Source organism: Microbacterium sp. JC 701 (assembly GCF_021026215.1).
Lineage (GTDB): Bacteria > Actinomycetota > Actinomycetes > Actinomycetales > Microbacteriaceae > Microbacterium > Microbacterium algihabitans.
Genome location: NZ_JAJNCV010000002.1, coordinates 634,531 through 652,926 on the forward strand (window position 1 = coordinate 634,531; position 18,396 = coordinate 652,926).

At 64.1% G+C, this 18,396-nt stretch carries 18 protein-coding genes and 1 CRISPR repeat array (1 of these 19 only partly in view); of the genes, 15 read left to right on the forward strand and 3 right to left on the reverse strand.

Annotated features, from left to right (window positions below; translation table 11 throughout):
- Nucleotides 1–9: 9 nt before the first annotated feature.
- Nucleotides 10–1,440: a lipopolysaccharide biosynthesis protein gene (locus LPW41_RS10960; protein ID WP_230704817.1), complete on the reverse strand. Its 1,431-nt coding sequence runs from the start codon at nucleotides 1,438–1,440 to the stop codon at nucleotides 10–12.
- A gap of 403 nt (nucleotides 1,441–1,843) precedes the next feature.
- Between LPW41_RS10960 and LPW41_RS17080 the strand changes: the two genes are divergently transcribed.
- Genes LPW41_RS17080 through LPW41_RS10975 form a run of 3 tightly spaced genes read left to right on the forward strand, consistent with a single transcriptional unit; the run spans nucleotide 1,844 to nucleotide 5,135 of the window.
- Nucleotides 1,844–2,659, forward strand: a complete 816-nt coding sequence (locus LPW41_RS17080; RefSeq protein WP_230704818.1) for a glycosyltransferase — start codon at nucleotides 1,844–1,846, stop codon at nucleotides 2,657–2,659.
- A complete protein-coding gene (locus LPW41_RS10970) occupies nucleotides 2,659–3,600 on the forward strand; it encodes a glycosyltransferase (RefSeq protein ID WP_230704819.1) in 942 nt (313 codons plus the stop codon). The genes LPW41_RS17080 and LPW41_RS10970 overlap by 1 nt, the downstream gene beginning before the upstream one ends.
- Complete coding sequence (locus tag LPW41_RS10975) at nucleotides 3,597–5,135, forward strand: O-antigen ligase (protein ID WP_230704820.1); 1,539 nt, start codon at nucleotides 3,597–3,599, stop codon at nucleotides 5,133–5,135. Before LPW41_RS10970 ends, LPW41_RS10975 begins: the two co-directional genes overlap by 4 nt.
- Nucleotides 5,136–5,288: 153 nt before the next feature.
- On the opposite strand, the gene LPW41_RS10980 is transcribed toward LPW41_RS10975, so the two are convergent.
- Nucleotides 5,289–5,849, reverse strand: a complete 561-nt coding sequence (locus tag LPW41_RS10980) for a CPBP family intramembrane glutamic endopeptidase (RefSeq protein WP_230704821.1) — start codon at nucleotides 5,847–5,849, stop codon at nucleotides 5,289–5,291.
- A 605-nt stretch (nucleotides 5,850–6,454) separates the two neighbouring features.
- On the opposite strand from LPW41_RS10980, the gene LPW41_RS10985 reads away from it, so the two are divergent.
- The 5 genes from LPW41_RS10985 (at nucleotide 6,455) to LPW41_RS11005 (ending at nucleotide 12,092) form a co-directional block, all read left to right on the forward strand.
- Nucleotides 6,455–7,972: a polysaccharide biosynthesis tyrosine autokinase gene (locus LPW41_RS10985; protein WP_230704822.1), complete on the forward strand. Its 1,518-nt coding sequence runs from the start codon at nucleotides 6,455–6,457 to the stop codon at nucleotides 7,970–7,972.
- A gap of 69 nt (nucleotides 7,973–8,041) precedes the next feature.
- Nucleotides 8,042–9,859: a DUF4012 domain-containing protein gene (locus LPW41_RS10990; RefSeq protein WP_230704823.1), complete on the forward strand. Its 1,818-nt coding sequence runs from the start codon at nucleotides 8,042–8,044 to the stop codon at nucleotides 9,857–9,859.
- 325 nt (nucleotides 9,860–10,184) lie between these two features.
- Nucleotides 10,185–10,748: an LPXTG cell wall anchor domain-containing protein gene (locus tag LPW41_RS10995; RefSeq protein WP_230704824.1), complete on the forward strand. Its 564-nt coding sequence runs from the start codon at nucleotides 10,185–10,187 to the stop codon at nucleotides 10,746–10,748.
- A gap of 192 nt (nucleotides 10,749–10,940) precedes the next feature.
- Nucleotides 10,941–11,126, forward strand: a complete 186-nt coding sequence (locus LPW41_RS11000) for a hypothetical protein (RefSeq protein ID WP_144835106.1) — start codon at nucleotides 10,941–10,943, stop codon at nucleotides 11,124–11,126.
- A gap of 306 nt (nucleotides 11,127–11,432) precedes the next feature.
- Nucleotides 11,433–12,092 (forward strand): SUMF1/EgtB/PvdO family nonheme iron enzyme, encoded by a 660-nt coding sequence (locus LPW41_RS11005; RefSeq protein ID WP_144835108.1) that lies wholly within the window; start codon nucleotides 11,433–11,435, stop codon nucleotides 12,090–12,092.
- Between the two features lie 57 nt (nucleotides 12,093–12,149).
- Here the strand turns inward: LPW41_RS11005 and LPW41_RS11010 are convergent, their stop codons facing one another.
- On the reverse strand, nucleotides 12,150–12,629 hold the full coding sequence (locus LPW41_RS11010; protein ID WP_308071714.1) for a MarR family transcriptional regulator: 480 nt from the start codon (nucleotides 12,627–12,629) through the stop codon (nucleotides 12,150–12,152).
- A 63-nt stretch (nucleotides 12,630–12,692) separates the two neighbouring features.
- Here LPW41_RS11010 and idi point away from each other — a divergent pair, with 63 nt between their 5' ends.
- Genes idi through LPW41_RS11045 form a run of 7 tightly spaced genes read left to right on the forward strand, consistent with a single transcriptional unit; the run spans nucleotide 12,693 to nucleotide 18,340 of the window.
- Complete coding sequence (gene idi / locus LPW41_RS11015; protein ID WP_230704825.1) at nucleotides 12,693–13,244, forward strand: isopentenyl-diphosphate Delta-isomerase; 552 nt, start codon at nucleotides 12,693–12,695, stop codon at nucleotides 13,242–13,244.
- The gene (locus LPW41_RS11020; protein WP_144835112.1) at nucleotides 13,241–14,308 is read left to right on the forward strand and encodes a polyprenyl synthetase family protein; all 1,068 of its coding nucleotides are present in this window, start codon (nucleotides 13,241–13,243) and stop codon (nucleotides 14,306–14,308) included. Before idi ends, LPW41_RS11020 begins: the two co-directional genes overlap by 4 nt.
- A complete protein-coding gene (locus LPW41_RS11025; protein ID WP_230704826.1) occupies nucleotides 14,305–15,174 on the forward strand; it encodes a squalene/phytoene synthase family protein in 870 nt (289 codons plus the stop codon). The genes LPW41_RS11020 and LPW41_RS11025 overlap by 4 nt, the downstream gene beginning before the upstream one ends.
- Entirely contained in the window at nucleotides 15,171–16,727 is a 1,557-nt protein-coding gene (crtI, locus tag LPW41_RS11030) for a phytoene desaturase family protein (protein WP_230704827.1), read from the forward strand. Before LPW41_RS11025 ends, crtI begins: the two co-directional genes overlap by 4 nt.
- Nucleotide 16,728: 1 nt before the next feature.
- Nucleotides 16,729–17,139, forward strand: coding sequence for a lycopene cyclase domain-containing protein (locus LPW41_RS11035; RefSeq protein ID WP_230704828.1), 411 nt, complete (start codon nucleotides 16,729–16,731; stop codon nucleotides 17,137–17,139).
- A complete protein-coding gene (locus LPW41_RS11040) occupies nucleotides 17,136–17,453 on the forward strand; it encodes a lycopene cyclase domain-containing protein (RefSeq protein WP_230704829.1) in 318 nt (105 codons plus the stop codon). The genes LPW41_RS11035 and LPW41_RS11040 overlap by 4 nt, the downstream gene beginning before the upstream one ends.
- On the forward strand, nucleotides 17,450–18,340 hold the full coding sequence (locus tag LPW41_RS11045; protein WP_230704830.1) for a prenyltransferase: 891 nt from the start codon (nucleotides 17,450–17,452) through the stop codon (nucleotides 18,338–18,340). The genes LPW41_RS11040 and LPW41_RS11045 overlap by 4 nt, the downstream gene beginning before the upstream one ends.
- A 3-nt stretch (nucleotides 18,341–18,343) precedes the next feature.
- Nucleotides 18,344–18,396: a CRISPR direct-repeat array (repeat unit 24 nt); it runs 370 nt beyond the window's last position.

The window sequence follows — 18,396 nt, forward strand, 5'->3', positions numbered from 1 at the left end:
TCCTTTCAATCAGAGCTTCGACCGAAGCACCAAGCCAAATGCGGGTGGTATCTTCCATCCGTGATATATCAGAATTCCAAGTAGCGAAACTATTGCGAATAATCCGCCATACAGCCATCCGGGCAACGACGCGTCGAGTACGTACTCAGTCAAGGCCCTGAGCACTAGAACTAGTAGTGCAGCTCCTCCCGCAGCAATCGCGGCGGGGAGTATGCAATGCAAGAACCACTCACGCATGTCGAAGTGAAGAACTCGACGGGCGACGAGCAGATACACAGGCTCAACCAGGATCAAGGGCAGGGACATCGCGAGTGCGATTCCCGGGGCGCCAAGTGCCTGCGCTAGAGGGCCAGCACTGACGGCAAAAATGGTCAGCCAAAGGAGCTGCGGCCCCAGAAATACCCCCGGACGCCCGATGGAGTCCGCGGCTGGGACAAATGGCAAATGAATTGAGTTCGCAATGAGGCCGGTGAGCAGAATAATGACGCCGAGTTGCACGTCGTTGGTGGGCGCTGACTGACCCAGCCAGAGAGGAATTAGCCACCCGGAGGAGAAGATCAGTGCGCCACAGCCGACTGAGACGCAGAGGGCGATTACGGTCGACAGCGATGCGAGCAGTCGCGTTGACTCATTGCCGTCAGTTGCCGCGGCCCTGCTCATCGCAGCGCGGAATGGATCGATTAGCCACCCAATCAGTTGCCTGACACTGCTGTATACGCGGAAGGCCGCGTTGAAATATGACGCGCTTGCGGGGCCGATAAGCACGCCAGCGGCGAAGGTGCCACCCTGCAGAAGAAGGGCTCCGATCAGAGAAACCACAAACGATCTCGTGCTGAAGCTCAGCATGTGGCGCCCGACAGAGAAAGTCGACCGATCCCACCTCACTTTCGCCAGGCCTCTGCGCCAAACGGTGAGCATAGACAAAATACTGGGCAGGAGAGCGGCCGCCGCCTCGACCGTCGCCACGGCACCGACGGAAGGCACGTAGTAGCAGACTGCGAGCGTTCCGATGACCCGCACCACCGCCGCGACGGACGCATTTCGTCGCTCAAGCGGTAGCAGACCAGACCCGACTAAAGCCGAGCCAAAGGGGCGGATAAAGAGACCAGCCATGACGAAGGCACCGGCCACGACGAGCCAGTCCGTCTCACCGCCATCTATTGCTCCGGAATCTACCTGTCCTCGCGTGTAGCTAATCGCAAAGAGTACATATGTCGGTACGACAACGAGCGCAGCCGCAAAATTCCACATCAGCGCCGCGGAAAGAAGCTTACTGAGGTCATGATCGCCGCGGCCGCCGCGGTGCCTGGAAGCGAAGTGGACTACGGCAGCTCCGACGCCGAGATCGGAGTAGTTCAACACCATCGCGAGGGTGCTGAGGACGAGCCAGATACCGTAGGGCGTTGCGCCGACGGTGGCCAGCACGATCGGCAAAAGCACGATGCCTGCTGCGATTGACAGGATACCGGCTCCGGCGCTACTGAGAACGCCGCTGAGGCCTCGATGCGACTTCCGATCCACAGACGTTCCTCATCTTCTGAAACTTGGTTTCCCGGTGACCGTGTCATCGCACGGCCCCTCAGAGGAGCGCCTTCCCCTCGACGATTATGCACGCCCGCGCGTTACGTCCTCGTAAACACGGACGGTCGCGGCTCACGCAGAGGGTACGTTGAATAGGTGACCGCTCCGGGCCATCGAGCGATGGCCCCCACCGCAGCATTCGAATGAAGGGCGCATGTTCCCACCCTCAGGCAAGTTCCTCATGGTCGCCTCTACCGGTGGTCATCTCGCACAACTCCACCGAATGGCTGAGACGCTAGGAGCCTCGAAGGATTCTGTCTGGGTGACATTCAAGACGCCGCAATCGGTGTCGTTGCTGGCCGGCCAGAGGGTTCATTACGTCCCCTACGTCGCTCCTCGCGCGATCAGATCCGCATGGACAGCTCATCGATCGATCAATGGCCTGCTGAAGCGGGAACGGTTTGATGGCATCGTTAGCACCGGGGCCGCCATCGCCGTTTCGGCAATGTCCTGTCCTGCGAGCCGGTCAGTTCCTCGCCTCTACATCGAGAGTGTCAGCAGGACCGACGGCCCTTCCTTGTCCGGCAGGATTCTGGCCGCCACGCGACTCGCAGAGTTGCGTACTCAGCACAAGGCCTGGGCGAGCCGCAAATGGACCTACGCAGGAAACGTCTTGGATGAGTTCGACACGTTCGAAGCTGACGCCGCGTCAAGCCCGTCCCTTTTCGTGACCCTCGGGACGATCAGGCCGTACCGCTTCGACCGAGTCATTGATGCGGTGCTTGCCTCCGGGTTGCCTGACGAGCGCACCGTGTGGCAGCTCGGCACCACCGGCCGCTCAGATCTGCCGGGACGGGTGCTCGAGCAAATGTCTGCGACAGACTTCGCTCGCGCGGCCCGCAACGCAAGCATCGTGGTCACCCACGCGGGCGTCGGAACAATACTGCAGCTTCTCGATATGGGTGTGTATCCGGTCGTGGTGCCACGCCGCAAGAAGTTCGGCGAACACGTGGACGACCACCAACTTCAGATCGCGTCGTTGCTTGCGGATCGGGGTATCGCGTCTGTGGCAGACCCCGAAGAACTCAGACGGGAAACAATGTTGGCCGCCGCCGCCCGAGGGGTTCGCGCGAGATGATGAGTGGGTATTTCATAAGCTGGGCCGAGCAGAACGGCCGTACGACCGACCTGGCTGTCCTGCTTGGGTTGAAACCCATTTTTGTCGAACGTGGCAAGTATGCTCGAATTCTGCCGTTGCGCTATCTGCATCAGTATCGTCGCACCAGACGCATCGTACAATCATCGAACTCATCGCAGAATATCTTTTTCATGTTGCCCCCCGCGCCGATGCTCCTCGCCGCCAGAGGTCGCAAAAGGAACTCACGTTCGAGATTCGTCTTCGACCTTCATACGGGCTACTTCTATGACCCGAAGTGGAAATGGGCTGCCACTGCAGGCCTGAGGGCGATGAAATCCCATCACGCAATCGTGACAAACGAGCACCTAGCACAGAAGTGTCTGGTGGCGGGGGTGTCGTCCACCGTGCTTCATGACGTGATCAACGTCAGCGGTGAGCCTGTGCCAACCTCCAGAGGAACACACATACTTGTGCCCCTCAGCTACGCGAACGATGAACCTGTCGACGAACTGCTGAAAGCCGCTTCGCGGTACCCAGAACTGAGCTTCGTACTCACAGGGCGTCCTCCGGCGGAGGTTCAGAGTAAAGCTCCGGCGAATGTTCATTTTCCAGGATTTGTGTCCTCCTCTGAGTATGACGCGTTGCTGAGAGACTCGCTTGCGGTCATGGCCCTCACAACTCGCCCGCACACTATGCAGCGAGCTGGCTACGAAGCGATGAACTTTGGCGTACCTCTGATCACAAGCAATTTTCCTGAACTGTTCGAATTCTTCGAGTCTTCCGCAATCTATGCAAGTCCAGATGCGGATTCTCTCAGCGACGCGATCGGGCGCGCACAAGCGGAAAGTGAGCATCTGCGCGACTCTATGGTCAAAGTGCGCCGACGTCGTCAAACCGAGCAGTCGCTCGCCCTAGATAATCTCCGCAAGCTTCTTCGATGACATTGCATCTTCGCCTGAGGAACATACTCCTCGCCACAGCAGCCGGCCTCGGCGTAGCGGTGGGCGTCATCGTAATATTGAACATTGCTCGGTCGACGTCGGTCGGCGCGGCCGTGGCAATACCCCTCGGCGGCGCGGCGCTCATCGCTGTCCTGCTGTCGAAGTACCGCATCCCCATCCTCGTCGCCGCGATTAGTTTGCTCGGCCTTGCACCTATGCCGTCGGGACTCAACTTGCAGTTCTCGGTCGGAGGCGGAACACTTTTTCCGAACGATCTTCTCGCGCCCATACTGATTCTCTGCTGCCTGCGGTCGGCGTCATCGCTTCCGAGGCTCGTGAAAGTTTTACTTCTCCTGGGCGGCTTAGCCTGGGCCTTTGGCATTTTTTGGGGAATACTGAACTCCGCAGAAATCGGAGCATTGATCCGAGATGGCAGGGGGTTTCTGTACGCAGCGGCAGTCACACTGGGCGTTACCCTTACGCTCTTGAAATGGCCTGAGAGCGCCTATCGATGGTTGCTTTGGTTAGTTGCCGCGATTGTGGGGTTGACCTCCCTCGCCGTTGCTTTGGAAACGTTTACCGGCGCTGGCTTGTTCGCGATGCGAGCAGACGAGGCAGTTCTTTACGTCGGTGGACAGACATTCTTGTATGACTCCGCGCGCCTCGTGCCACCCGCCGCTCAAGTGTGTGTTGCCGTTCTGGCCGTTGTCATAGCAGTGTGGGCCAGTCAACGCGGGACCAGCCCCGTTCGGCCAACCATCCTAATAGTTACGCTCCTTTCTACCCTGTTCGTGGTAGCCGTCGGAGTTAGCCGCAACAACGTTGTCGCGATCGTCGTGATACTCGTAGCCTTCTTCATTCTTACGAAGCGCAAGCTGAGGTGGGTCACGCGGATGACTCTCCTACTCAGTGCTGCCGTCATGGTTTCCGCGTTTGTGAGCGTCGCGCTTGCTCAATACGTTCCGTCGGTCGCCGCTCGATTGAGTGGCGTCGGTGATGCGTTCTTCGGTCGCGCGCTCCAGGGCCTTGACCCGGACACTATTGCGAGCGACGCGAGCGCCAACTGGCGGACGAGGGAGACAGACGCAGCCTTGCAATTCGTGCGGGAACACCCCCTTACGGGTAGCGGGTTTGGAGTCCCGTATCGCGACAGACTGCTAGGAGACCCTTTCAGCGGCGACTATGGCTTCACTTACGTCCACAACTTCTTCGTTTGGATACTAGTAAAGCTGGGTGTTCCGCTCTTCATAGTGGTTTTCGGGGCATTTCTAGTGCTGGTCGTGAGACTTTGTGTCAGAGTCACTAAGGGGACCGACTCCGGGCGATCAGCTCAGCTTGGGTTGGCTCTGGCCGCCGGGTTCGGCATCGTTTCCGCAGTGGCGCCGCTCGCCATTTCTCGAACGAGCTCGATACTCATCGGCGCAATTTTCGCTCTGCTGCTGTACCCCCTCGCTGGCGAGAAGCAAGGCCGCAGCGCTTCAAGCGAGCCGTTGAGTGAAGGTGAGTCGACAGCGACTCCGAGATCAACGGCCTAGTGAATAGGCAGACTGTTGGCCTCAACCACGGCAAAAAGCTGACCTGCCCCGGTCCGCGCGGCGCCCTTTCCAAGCGGTCCGACTAATCGCTTGCGTGGAATCGGCTGGGAGAGACGGCGATCTGGGCTCTCGTCGTGAAAAGGCTGAAGCGAATCACGCCAGCACGAGGCCGAGCGCACCAAGAACAAAGAATGTCCCGTTGTAAGTGACATGCGCTAGGACTGCGGGCCACACGCGGCCCGTCAAGAAGACGAGGCCGCTGAGCGTGCAACCGAACAAGAACAGCTGCACGCTCCCGAGCAGACTCAACGGAGCGAAGACCACGTGAAGGATCACGAATAGACCTGCGGAAACGAGGGTCGCGGTGGCGGCAGCCGCCAATGAACCCGATCCCCGCCGAAGCAGCTGGTAGATGACGACAAGCAGCACAGCTCGGAAGTAGAGCTCCTCGACCACCGGGCCGATGAGCACCGGCGCCACAAGGTTGGAGAAGATCCAGCTGATGCTTTCGTGTTCCGGAAGAGGACCCAGCTGTGGGAACTCACTCGAGTTGGCGCGTGTCAGGACACCTTGGAGCAGGCGCAAGCCAAGGCCCACTGCGATCCCCCAGAGAACATCCTGCGTCCTAAAGGTAAAAAGTGCGGCCGGGCGCGCGCGGACGACGGCGAGCACAAACGCCGAAAGCAGGGCAATCCACAGCGCGAGTGACGACATGGGGGCGCCCCCTGAGTCGCTGAAACGTGAGATGACTAGGGACGTCAGGACTCCGACCACCCCAAGAAGGGCTGCAGGCGCGAGGACCCGAACATCCCAGCGCGCGACGGAGCGGCCTCCAAGCCGCCAATCAGCGCGTCTCGTGCGCCGACCGCGGCTTCTGGGCTCGTCGACCGTAGACTCGCCAGCATCCGTGATGTCTACGTTATGTCTGCTGTCTCTGGTCGCTCCCGGCGCCTCGGAACTGCGGAAGTCATTTCGCACGCGGCAACCTACCTAGGTCGAGAGGTGAGTGAAGCCCACTGTATAGAGGAGTGAGCGTCCTCGCTTACCGCCCACGTCAATCCCATCGCAGCTGGACGCGAGATTTCGGCCCAATCGCAATCGAACTGCGGGGTCCCTCCGGACGGACGCAAATCTTCGACCGGGCCGCCATACGTCGCCTCAAAATTATCAGCACCCGATCAGTGCAGCCACGGCGCGCCTCCAGTTGTAGTGGAGCGGCGAGTTTGCCCCGCCAAAACAGGCGCGAAACATTCCTTGTGACAGACTGATGAAGATTTCCGAGCGCGGCCGTTCTCAGCCGTGCGTCTTCGAGAGGCACCATGGAGCTCAGCGAATACGTCCGCATCCTCCGCAAGAACTTGCTGCTGATCCTGACCCTCACGGTACTAGGGCTTGGCGTTGCGACGACCTATACACTCACCCGTACGCCGGTGTACGAGTCGTCGAGTACGATATTCGTTTCGACTCAAGCGGGCGGCACCACCGCAGAGCTGCAACAGGGCTCGAATTTTGCGCAGGCTCGAATCAACACGTACGTCGGTCTGGTCACAGCTCCGATCGTCCTTGACCCGGTCATCTCCTCCCTCGGACTTCGGGAGTCTGCAAGCGTGTTGGCCAGCAACGTCAAGGCTACGGCTGCGTCCAACTCGACTCTCATTACCATCACCGTTACGGACGCGAACCCGACAGCAGCCGCTGACATCGCAAACGCGGTTGCCACGAGCATTGCGACGACCGTTCCGCAGCTCGAGCCGGCGTCCAACGATGGGTCTAGTCCGGTAAGACTGAGCCGGGTCAAAGACGCTGAACCGGCGCAAAACCCCGCCAGCCCCAACGTCGCTTTGAACCTCATCCTCGGCGCGATTGTCGGGCTGGCTGCTGGAGTCGGCGGCGCGATTCTTCGATCCAGCCTCGACACTCGCGTTCGCACTCCCCGCGATGCCGAGCAGATCACAGGCGCACCGGGAATCGGGGCGATTGCCTTCGACGCGAAGGCCAAAGAGCGTCCTCTCATAGTGCATGCGGATCCCCTCAGCCCGCGAGCTGAAAGTTTCCGCGCTCTCCGCACCAACCTGCAGTTCCTCGACATGGGCGGCCGCTCCAGCTTCGTTGTCACGAGCTCCATCCCGAGCGAAGGAAAGACTTCCACGACAATCAACCTTGCAATCGCGCTCGCGGACGCCGGCAAGCGGGTCGCGTTGCTCGACACAGATCTTCGCAAACCGAAAGTTGCGGAGTATCTAGGCATCGAGGGTGGCGCGGGCCTTACAGACGTGCTCATTGGTCGAGCCAACGTAAATGACGTCATGCTCTCGTGGGGTGGCCGCAGTTTGTTCGTCCTCCCTGCCGGAAAGATCCCCCCTAATCCGAGCGAGTTGCTCGGCTCGGCACAAATGAGCGCACTGCTGGACGCCCTTGAGCGAGAATTCGACGTTGTGCTATGCGATGCTCCTCCGCTCCTGCCCGTCACGGATGCCGCGATTCTGGCGCGTGCCACCAGCGGCGCCTTGATGGTCGTGTCCGTCACTCGTACGACGCGCCATCAATTGGCGGGGGCCACGGAAGCGCTGACCACTGTCGGAGCAAAGCTCGCGGGTTTCGTGATGTCGATGGTGCCTACACGTGGGCCCGACTCTTACTACGCCGCCTACGGGTACGGGTACGGATACGGCTACGGGGTTGAAACCACAAAGAGCGGCAAGCGCCTGGCTGCGGCTGAGGCGAAGCAACAAAAGCGTCGCAGGGGGCGCACCGCTCCCTCGAACTCCGAGGCAGACCTGACCGAAATAGGTCTTTTGTCGCGGCGAGACATGCGTGCCGACCAGCGAGATGAGTAGCTTTACGAAGGTCGCCTGCGGCCCGTGCTCGTATAGCGCCATCAACCTCGACACCCCGGAGTCCTCGCAATGTCGTTGATTGGTAAAACCTCCACCCGCAAGACGGTGGGACGCACCGCTTTGTGGATCGTGGCGATTCTCATTCTCTGCGCAGTCTTCGTGACGGTCTGGGTGGGAGTTCGGGGGGCACTGGCTGCGCAGCACCTTCTCTCCCTTCAACGGGAGGCGACAAGCGCAGGGGCAGAGCTGCTCACATCACCAACTCAAGCGAAGTCGCTCGTCGAAAAACTATCGCGCGATGCTTCTGCCGCAAGTGGCCTCACGTCGGATCCGATATGGGCGTTCGCAGAACTGACGCCATGGGCCGGTCCTCAGCTGACTGCATTCCGCCAGATCACAACCGCGGCGGACACCCTCATCGCGGGTGCTGTCACACCACTCGTCGACGCCATGCAAACCGCGTCCCTCGATTCGCTCAAGCCTGACAACGGTCGCATCGAAGCAACCGCACTTGCCCCGCTCGCAGAGCCCGCCGCTCAGGCGGCGCAAGCCTCTTCCCAGGCAGCCAACGAGATTCACGAGATCGACAGAACTCCCCTCGTCGGCATACTCGCTCGAGGAGTAGAAGACCTCGACAGCGTCTTTTCGCGGACCGCAGCGGGCATAGACGCCATCTCTAAAGCCGCACAACTACTGCCAGCAATGCTTGGAAACGATGGCCCGCAGGAGTATCTCATCCTCGTTCAGAACAACGCCGAATGGAGATCACTCGGGGGAATTGCAGGAACCACAATTCTCCTCCGAACGGACCAAGGCGCCATCTCGCTGGAGGCGACCGAATCAGGAACCGCCCTGTCCCGTGCTATCAAAGCTCCTCTTTTCGACCTGCCGGGCGACATTCAGGCTCTCTACGGAACAAAGCCGGCTCGCTACTTTCAGAACTTGACTCAGATCCCAGATTTCACAATCGATGGACCTCTCGCCCAGCAGATGTATGAAATCGTAACTGGGGTTCGGGTGAACGGCGTGATTGCGATCGACCCTGTTGTTTTGTCGTATTTACTCCAAGCCACCGGATCCGTCCGCTTGGAAGATGGCAGCAAGCTCAGTTCCGACAACGCCGTGGATCTCCTACTGAACGGCGTCTATAAAAAGTACCCCGAGCCATCGGATCAGGATGCATTTTTCGCCGCTTCCACTGGCGCAGTTTTTCAGGCTTTCCTTGGCGGCACCGCATCGACACCCAAGCTGCTGAGTGCGCTGTCGCGCGCAACGGAAGAACGCAGGATAAAAATCTGGAGTTCTGACCCGGACCAACAAGCGATTCTGCTCGACTCGTCATTGTCGGGTGTTCTGCCCACCTCCAGTCCGGACACCGCGACATTTGGTGTCTACCTGAACGAGAGTGGCGGCTCTAAGATGAGCTATTACGTCAGTCCGACGGTCACTCTTTCTTGGGGGGCGTGCAAGACGACCTCGCCGTCGAGCGCCAGCGAGATCACGCTCGCGATCGAGCTCACCAGCGACGCACCACTTGATGCTGCGACATCGCTGCCCTCCTACATGACCGCCAACGGAGCCTTCGGCGTTGCGCCGGGCAACGCTGCCACGGTGAGTAATGTCTTCATCCCCAGCGATTGGGAAGTCGTCTCGGCAGAATCATCGACCGGTATCGGCTTCTCACGTTCACAGTTCTCCGGCCAACAGGTGCTGACGTTCGAATCAAATCTCGCACCGCAGACTTCGGAGAGCGCGAAGATGGTTCTGCGATCTGTGTCCTCGTCAGCCACTTCCGCGGAGGTTGTCACGACCCCTACGGCGGATGCATCAAGGCCAACGGTTCTATCCGCCGACTGCAAACCTGCCTCCACTGCGGCTCTTCGATAGGTAAGCGGAAGCCGGGCGATTCACTCGGGGAAAGCCGGGTGCGGTGCGGCGGCCGAAGATCGTGCAGTCGATCGATGAGCGAGCTCCGTTGAACCTCAACCCACAGCTCAACATTGCGCGAATGGGACGATCCGTGCGCGTCGCGCCGGGCGCCAAGAATTTACGTACCGGAAACCCTCTCAGTTTGCTTCAAGCGATCACCTAAGCAATACTCAGGTACGACCTCAAAACAACCGCCGCATTGTTTTCGTCTCCATGTCTCACTGGGATCGTTTGCGTGCGGACCCTCATCTGACCGGTAGACCGGAATCTAAGGCAGGCATTCATGAAGCTCAAGACCACGAAGGTTGGTGCAGCTGTCGCCCTCGCCGGCGCGTTGCTGATCGCGGCGCCCGTCGCTGCGCAGGCCGATACCCAGGGATACGTTCCTACCGGGCCCAACACGATCACGATCACAATCACATCCGACGGGCCCGTCCCCGTTGACGGGTTCACGCCGGGCGCACCCGTCGAGTTCACTCTCGTCGGCAAGGGCATCACCGGGGCCAACATCGCTACGGCAAACCTGCCGGTAACTGCGGCGTCGGTCACCAAGACCGCGGACGCTGCGGGCACGGCCACCGCAGTGGTCACGCTTCCCGCGAGCCCGTCCGGAACGTACACCCTGTCCGCATCGGGCGATCGCTCCGGTTCGCCCGCTGGCGGCGGGTCGACGGGCGGCGGCTCCACCGGCGGCGGCGCCGAAGAAGGCGGCAGCACCGCTCTCCCCGCAACCGGTATGGACGCCAACTCGCTCCTCGGTGTCTGGGTCGGCGGCGGAGCCCTCGTGCTCGCCGGCGCTGTCGTCGTCGTCGCGACTAAGACGCGTCGTCGCAACGAAAGCGCGTAAGACACACCTCTACGAAGGGCCGTCATCGACTCAGGTCGGTGGCGGCCCTTCGTCGTTCCCACGGACGCTCCGCACGTTCCAAAACGGCGCCGACTTCACCCGCTCCCGGCACCCCCGCGGCAGCCAGACGCCCAAGCTAGCGTGATCCACGTGAACGACTGGATGTCATCTCCCAAGTGCGGCGAATGCCTCGTGTCACTCGAACCCTTCGGCTCCCTCATCGAGGCGTGCTGGCGGTGCCCCGAGTGCCTTGAGGTCACCGCACCGGAAGACATCGGCATCCGGTGGCAAGACGCCATCGACAACCGCGGACGAGAGACCGGCCTGCCCGAAGACCCCTTCGAGCCCGGCTGGGAGCCCATGTTCGAAGACGACTGACCCCACACCCACGAACTGCGTTGCGGCCCCCCGGCTCGCTCCCCCAGCCCACAGCACCACCCACCCCACAGACTGCGTTGCGGCCCCCCGGCTCGCACCCCCTCCCCCCACCGCGCACCTCGCGCCCCACAAATTGCGTTGCGGCCCCCCGGCTCGCCACACGCGGCGTCACGCCTCGCGCGTCAACCCACCTCGATGCGGCCCCCCGGCCCGCTTCACTGGGCACATGCTCTTCTCCCCCCGCCTCGATCGCGCGCGTCGCGACCGCCGCTCCCCCGCCCTCCCGGCGCCGTCGGCGGTGGGCGCGTGACCGACGTCGAGATGGCGCGCATCGCCGCCGGCAGCGTGCTGCGCGGCGATCTGCGGGGCGTCGAGCGACGCGAGATCGTGGTCGAAGCCTTCGAGATCGGCGTCTACCCGGTGACCGAAGAGCAAGTGGCCGACCTCATCGGCATTCCGGCGCGCAATCCGCGGCATCCGGCGACCGAGATCAGCTGGCTGCGGGCCATTCGCCTCTGCAACGCCCTGAGCGAGTGGGAGGGCCTTGACCCGGTCTACTCGTTCGACGGCGAGGTGGTGCGCCCCGATCCCGACTCCGACGGCTTCCGTCTGCCCACTGAAGACGAGTGGGAGTACGCCTGCCGCGCCGGCGCCACCGGGCCCGCCTACGGCCCCGTGCGCGACATCGCCTGGACGGCCGCAGACGGCCTGCGAGGCCCCGTCGACGTCGGGGGACGGATGCCGAATCTGCACGGCCTCTTCGACACCCTCGGCAACGTGTGGGAGTGGTGCAGCGACCTCTACGACCCCGAGGGCGAGAGCGACGCGCGCGTGTTCCGGGGCGGCGGCTGGTCGGATGCCCCGGCCGAGGTGCGGGCGGCAGCACGACGCGGAGGGCGACCGCGCGATGCCTTCGACGACGTCGGCGTGCGGGTCGCGCGGGGGCCGATCCCCGGTCTCGGGTGAGGTTGCGCCTCAGCGCGGGCGAAACCGAGTGCCCGCGAACGGGGTGCGGAGAGGGCCTCAGTCGTCCGTCGAAATGGCGGTGGTGAGTTCGTCCATGAAGCGGGTGATGGTCTCGAGCTGCTCGTCGTCGAACGCCGCCGCGGTCTCGCTCATGGCCATCAGATGACCGCCGAAGTGCCGGAAGAACTCGCGCCGCGACTTCTCGGTAAGTACCACCACGCGGGCACGGCCGTCGGAGGGGTGCGGCCGACGCTCGAGATGACCCGCCGCGACGAGACGATCGATGAGCTTCGTGGTCGACGCGGTCGAAATGCGCAGATGCGTCGCCACGTCGTGCGGGCTGACCATTTGCCCGCGACGTTCGCGAATGGTCAGCATGCGCAGCGTCGCGAGGTCGCTGGCATTCATATCCATATCGCCCTTCATGCCGCTGTGCATGCGGTCGAGAGCGTCACTGAGCGATTGCACCGCGGTGAGCGTTTGCATCACCGAAGGCCTTGTACCAGAGGTCGACACGGCATCCGTCACAGTGGACACCCCCTTTCACCCTAGGTATAGTCAGGCTCACATCGCTAGCTAAACTAGCAAACGGGAGGCACGATGAGCGAGACCGAATATGTCGTCCTCCTGGACGACTTCGGCAACGAGATTGGCACGGCGCCCAAGGCTAGCGTGCACGGCACCGACACCCAGCTTCACCTCGCATTCTCATGTCACGTTGTGAATGCAGCCGGAGAGGTTCTCGTCACGCGTCGCGCTTTGCACAAGAAGACCTGGCCGGGTGTCTGGACCAATTCTTTCTGCGGCCACCCCGGTCCCGCCGAGCCCGTGCTGTCGGCGGTTCACCGTCGCGCCGAGTTCGAAGTGGGTCTCGCCGTGCGCGACCTCGAGCTCGCACTCCCCCTATTCCGTTACCGCGCGGTCGACGCCAGCGGCATCGTCGAGCACGAAATCTGCCCCGTCTACGTCGCGCGCACCGACGCCGAGCCCCAGCCCAACCCCGACGAGGTCGCCGAGTACCGCTGGGTCGACCCGCTCGAGCTGGCCGCCTCGCTCGAGGCCACGCCGTGGGCGTTCAGCCCGTGGCTCGTTCTGCAGGCGCAGCAGCTTCACCTCTTCGAGACACCCCAAGCGGTGAGGCGCGCGTCATGATCGCCCTCGCCTCGACCTCCGTGGCCCGTCACGGCATCGACGCCGAGATCGACGCGGCGCTCTCTCGCCTCGAGGCGCGCTCGCAGCGACTCGGCGACGGCGCCCAGGCCCTGGCATCCGCCATCCGCCGCGCGACGGACGGTGGCAAGCGCTTCCGCCCGCTGCTGGTGGTGGCCGCGTTCGAGACGCTCGACGGCCCCGACATCGCACTGCCCGCGCTGTACCAGGTGGCCGCCGCGTTCGAACTGCTGCACACCGCCTTCGTCGTGCACGACGACGTGATCGACCACGACACCGAACGCCGTGGCGTGCCCAACGTCGGCGGGGAGTTCCGCCTGCGCGCCAGCGACAAGGGGGCGGATGCCGCGGGCGCTGCCCTGCTCGGAGACGCCGCCGCGATCCTCGCCGGTGACCTTCTGCTGCACGAGGCCGGACGCCTGATCGCCCTGGCCGAGATCCCCTCGACGCTGCGCGCCGAGCTGCTGGCCCTGTTCGACGAGGCCGTGCTCGTGTCGGCGGCCGGAGAGCTCGCCGACGTCGAGAACGCCGTGTCGCCCGGCGAAGCCGACCCCGACACGGTGCTGCGCACCACGCACGACAAGACCGCGGTGTACTCGTTCTCGGCCCCGCTCGAAGCCGGAGCCGTCATGGCCGAGGCCGACGCCCCCACACGCCACGCTCTGCAGCGCTTCGGCCAGCGCCTGGGTCTCGGCTACCAACTGATCGACGACCTCATCGGTGCGTTCGGTACGGCCGCAGCATCCGGCAAGGACGAGGGCTGCGACCTGCGCGAGGCGAAGAAGACCCACCTCATCTCGCTCGCGCGCGAGACCGAGAGCTGGCCTGAGGTCAGCGAGGCCCTCGCCCAGGCTCACACGGGTCCGGTGGCGATTCGCGCCGCACAGGTCGCGCTGTCGGCCTCGGGAGCCCGCGCCCGCCTCGAAGACCTCGTGTGCGAGACGCTCGACGAAGCGCGGGCCATCGTCACGGCATCCACGCTTCCGGCCGCGTGCCGCGCGATGCTGCTCGAACTCGTCGACGCGGTGCAGGAGCGCGTTCCGTGAGCACCGCGCCCACGGGCCTCAAACTGTATTCGCAAACCGCCGACGCGGCCGCAGCCGCCGTCATCCAGCGCTACTCCACCTCGTTCGGCATCGCCGCACGCCTGCTCGGGCCCCGCCCGCGCCCGCACGTGCGCAACATCTACGCCCTCGTGCGGGTGGCCGACGAGATCGTCGACGGCCCCGCGCGCGACGCCGGCCTCTCGCCCGAGCGCGAGCGCCAAGTGCTCGACGGCCTCGAGCAGGAGGTGCGGGATGCCATCGAGACCGGGTTCAGCGCGAACCTCGTCGTGCACGCCTTCGCCCGCACCGCGCGCGAGTGCGGCATCGGCGACGACCTGATCGCGCCGTTCTTCACCTCGATGCGCACCGACATCGACACCGCCGAGCACGACGACCTCTCGCACGACGCCTACGTCTACGGCTCGGCCGAGGTCGTCGGACTCATGTGCCTGCAGGTGTTCCTCAACGCCGGCATGTCGGCCCCCGCGCAGCCCGCGGCCGACCTCGTCGACGGCGCGCGGCGGCTGGGAGCGGCGTTCCAAGACGTCAACTTCCTCCGCGACCTCGCCGACGACGCCGACCGCCTCGGCCGCGACTACCTCGACGGCGCGGCCGACGACGAACGCCGCGTCGCGGTTCTCGACCGCATCGACGCCGACCTCGTCGCCGCGGCATCCGTCATCCCCCACCTGCCGCCCGACTGCCGCGCCGCGGTCACGACGGCCCACGACCTGTTCGCCGAGCTGTCTCGGCGACTCCGCTCCTCCCCCGCCGGCGCACCCCGCGTCCGCGTTCCCGACGGTGTCAAAGCCACCCTCGCCGCCCGCGCCCTGCTTGGTCGCCCCCCGAAAGGTTCACGCTCATGAGCGCCCAGCGCATCGTCGTCGTCGGAGGCGGAATCGCCGGTCTCGGAACCGCCGCCCTGCTCGCCGACCGCGGATACGACGTCCAGCTCTTCGAGGGCCGTGACGCCCTCGGCGGGCGCGCCGGCTCGTGGGAGAGCGACGGCTTCCGCTTCGACACCGGCCCCAGCTGGTACCTCATGCCCGAGGTGTTCGACCACTTCTTCCGCCTGCTCGGCACGAGCGCCGCGGAAGAGCTCGACCTCGTGCGCCTCGACCCCGCGTACCGCGTGTACGGCCCTCCCGGGCAAGGCGAGCCGATCGACATCGTGTCGGGCCGCGAAGCCGTGCGCGAACTGTTCGAGAAGCACGAGCCCGGCTCGGGCGACAAGATCGACGCCTACCTCGACTCCGCGAAAGACGCCTACGAGCTGTCGACGTCGAAGTTCCTCTACGACCCGTACTCGTCGACCAAGGGCCTGCGCGACCCCGCGTTGGTGAAGCGCCTCCCCACGCTCATCCCCCTGCTCACCCGCACCCTGTGGAAGCGTGTCACCACCGACTTCAGGAACACGCGGCTGCAGCAGATCCTCGCCTACCCCGCGGTGTTCCTCGGCGGATCGCCCTTCGAGGTGCCGAGCCTGTACCACCTGATGAGCCACCTCGACCTGGGCGACGGCGTGCTGTACCCCAAGGGCGGCATGACCGAGATCATCAAGGCCATCGAGAAGCTCGCGCGCGAACGCGGAGTGCGCATCGAGACCTCGTCGCCGGTCGAAGCGATCATCACCGAGTCGGGCCTCGCGCGCGGCGTGCGCCTCGCCGACGGTCGAGTGATCGCCGCGGATGCCGTGGTCTCGGGCGCCGACCTGCACCACACCGAGAACGAGCTGCTCGAAGAGAAGGACCGCCAGTACCCCGAGCGCTGGTGGAAGGACAAGGTGCCCAGCCCCGGTGCCCTGCTGCTGCTGCTCGGCGTGAAGGGCGAGCTGCCGCAGCTCACCCACCACACGCTGCTGTTCACCGACGACTGGCACACCAACTTCGACGCCATCTTCGGCGAGAACAAGATGATCCCCGACCCCGCGTCGATCTACATCTGCCGTCCCAGCGCCTCCGACGACTCCGTCGCGCCGGAAGGACACGAGAACCTGTTCGTGCTCGTTCCCGTGCCCGCCGACCCCGACAGCGGCCGCGGAGGCGTCTCGGGCGCCGGCGACGAGCGGATCGAGAAGGCCGCCGACCGCGTGATCGCGCAGATCGCCGAATGGACCGGCATCCCGGATCTCGCCGACCGCATCGTGGTGCGAAAGACCATCGCTCCCGAGGACTTCAAGGAAGACCTGCACGCCTGGCACGGCAACTCGCTGGGACTTGCGCACACGCTCAACCAGAGCGCGATCTTCCGCCCGAAGAACCGCTCGCGCAAGGTCGAGAACCTCTTCTACGCCGGCACCTCGGTGCTGCCCGGCATCGGCCTGCCGATGTGCCTCATCTCGGCCGAGCTCGTGGTCAAGCGCATGACCGGCGACACCACCGCCGGCCCCCTGGCGGAACCCGCGCACGCGGCGGTCTGAGGTGCCGGGGATCTACCTGGGCGCGATCCTCTTCTCGCTGATCGGCATGATGCTGATCGACTGGAAGTACTCGCTCGCGCTGCGGGTCGCTCCTCTCCGCACCGCGCTCGCGGTGCTGGGCGGCACGGTGTTCTTCCTCGCATGGGACCTCGTCGGCATCGCCACCGGCGTGTTCGTCAAGGGTGAGAGCCCGCTGTTCGTCGGCGTGATGCTCGCCCCGCACCTGCCGCTGGAGGAGCTGTTCTTCCTGCTGTTCCTGAGCTACCTGGCGATCGTGATGTTCGCGGTGTTCGAGCGGCGGTCTGCTGCTCGGTCTGCTGTGTCGGCGTCGGACGCGCGGGGTTCGGGCTCGGCGGGTTCGGACGCGCGGGGCTCGGGCTCCGCGGCCACGGACGCGCGGGGGGCGTCGTGACCTACCCGCTCATCGTCGTGCCGTTCGTGGTGATCACGCTGATCGTGACGCTGGCGACGGCGCGGCGTCCGCGGTTCCGCGAGCGCATGGCATCCGCCGCCCTCACCGCCCTCGTGCTGGTGGGCCTCACCCTCGTGTTCGACAACCTCATGATCGCCGTCGATCTGTTCTCGTACCCTCAAGAGCACCTCAGCGGACTCAAGCTCGGACTCGCGCCGATCGAGGACTTCGCCTACCCGCTGTGCGCGGCGTTCCTCGTGCCGTCGCTGTTCACCCTGCTCTCGCCTCGCCACGCCCCGAAGGACACCGCATGACCACCCCTGCCCTCACCCCCGGACGCGTGGTGCGCGAACTGTTCGTGTCGTCACGGCCCGTCAGCTGGATCAACACGGCCTTCCCCTTCGCTGCGGCCTACCTGCTGACCACGCGCCAGATCGACGCGCCGCTGATCGTCGGGATCATCTTCTTCCTCGTGCCGTACAACCTCGCGATGTACGGGGTGAACGACGTGTTCGACTACGAGTCGGACCTGCGCAACCCCCGCAAGGGCGGAACCCACGGCGCCGTGCTCGCCAAGCGCATGCACCCCATCACGCTGTGGGCCTCGGCACTGTCGTGCCTGCCGTTCGTGGTGTACCTCGTGATCATCGGGTCGCCGCTGTCGTGGCTCGTGCTCGCGCTGAGCCTGTTCTTCGTGGTGTTCTACTCCGCGCCGCCGCTGCGGTTGAAGGAACGCCCGTTCCTCGACTCGATGACCAGCAGCATCCACTTCTTCTCGCCCGCGATCTATGGCCTCGTGCTCGCGGGAGCTGTGTGGACCTGGCAGCTCGTGTTCGTGTTCATCGCGTTCGCGCTGTGGGGCATCGCCTCGCACGCGTTCGGCGCCGTGCAAGACGTCGAGGCCGACCGCGCCGCCGACATCTCATCGATCGCCACCGCCCGCGGGGCGCGATGGACCGTGCGCTTCGCGCTGGTTTGCTACGGGCTCGCGGGGGTGGCGATGCTGTTCACCGCGTGGCCGGGGCCGCTGGCCGCGCTGCTGGTGATTCCGTACCTCGTCGTGTGCTGGCCGTACCGGAACGTGACGGATGCCGAGAGCGACCGCGCCACCGCCGGCTGGAACCGCTTCTTGTGGCTCAATCAGATCGCGGGCTTCGGCACGACGATGCTGTTGATCTGGTGGTGGTTTATCAGCGCGTGAGCGCAGGTCGCTGAGCTTGTCGAAGGGACCGGGCAGCCAGGTTCTTGAGCTTGTCG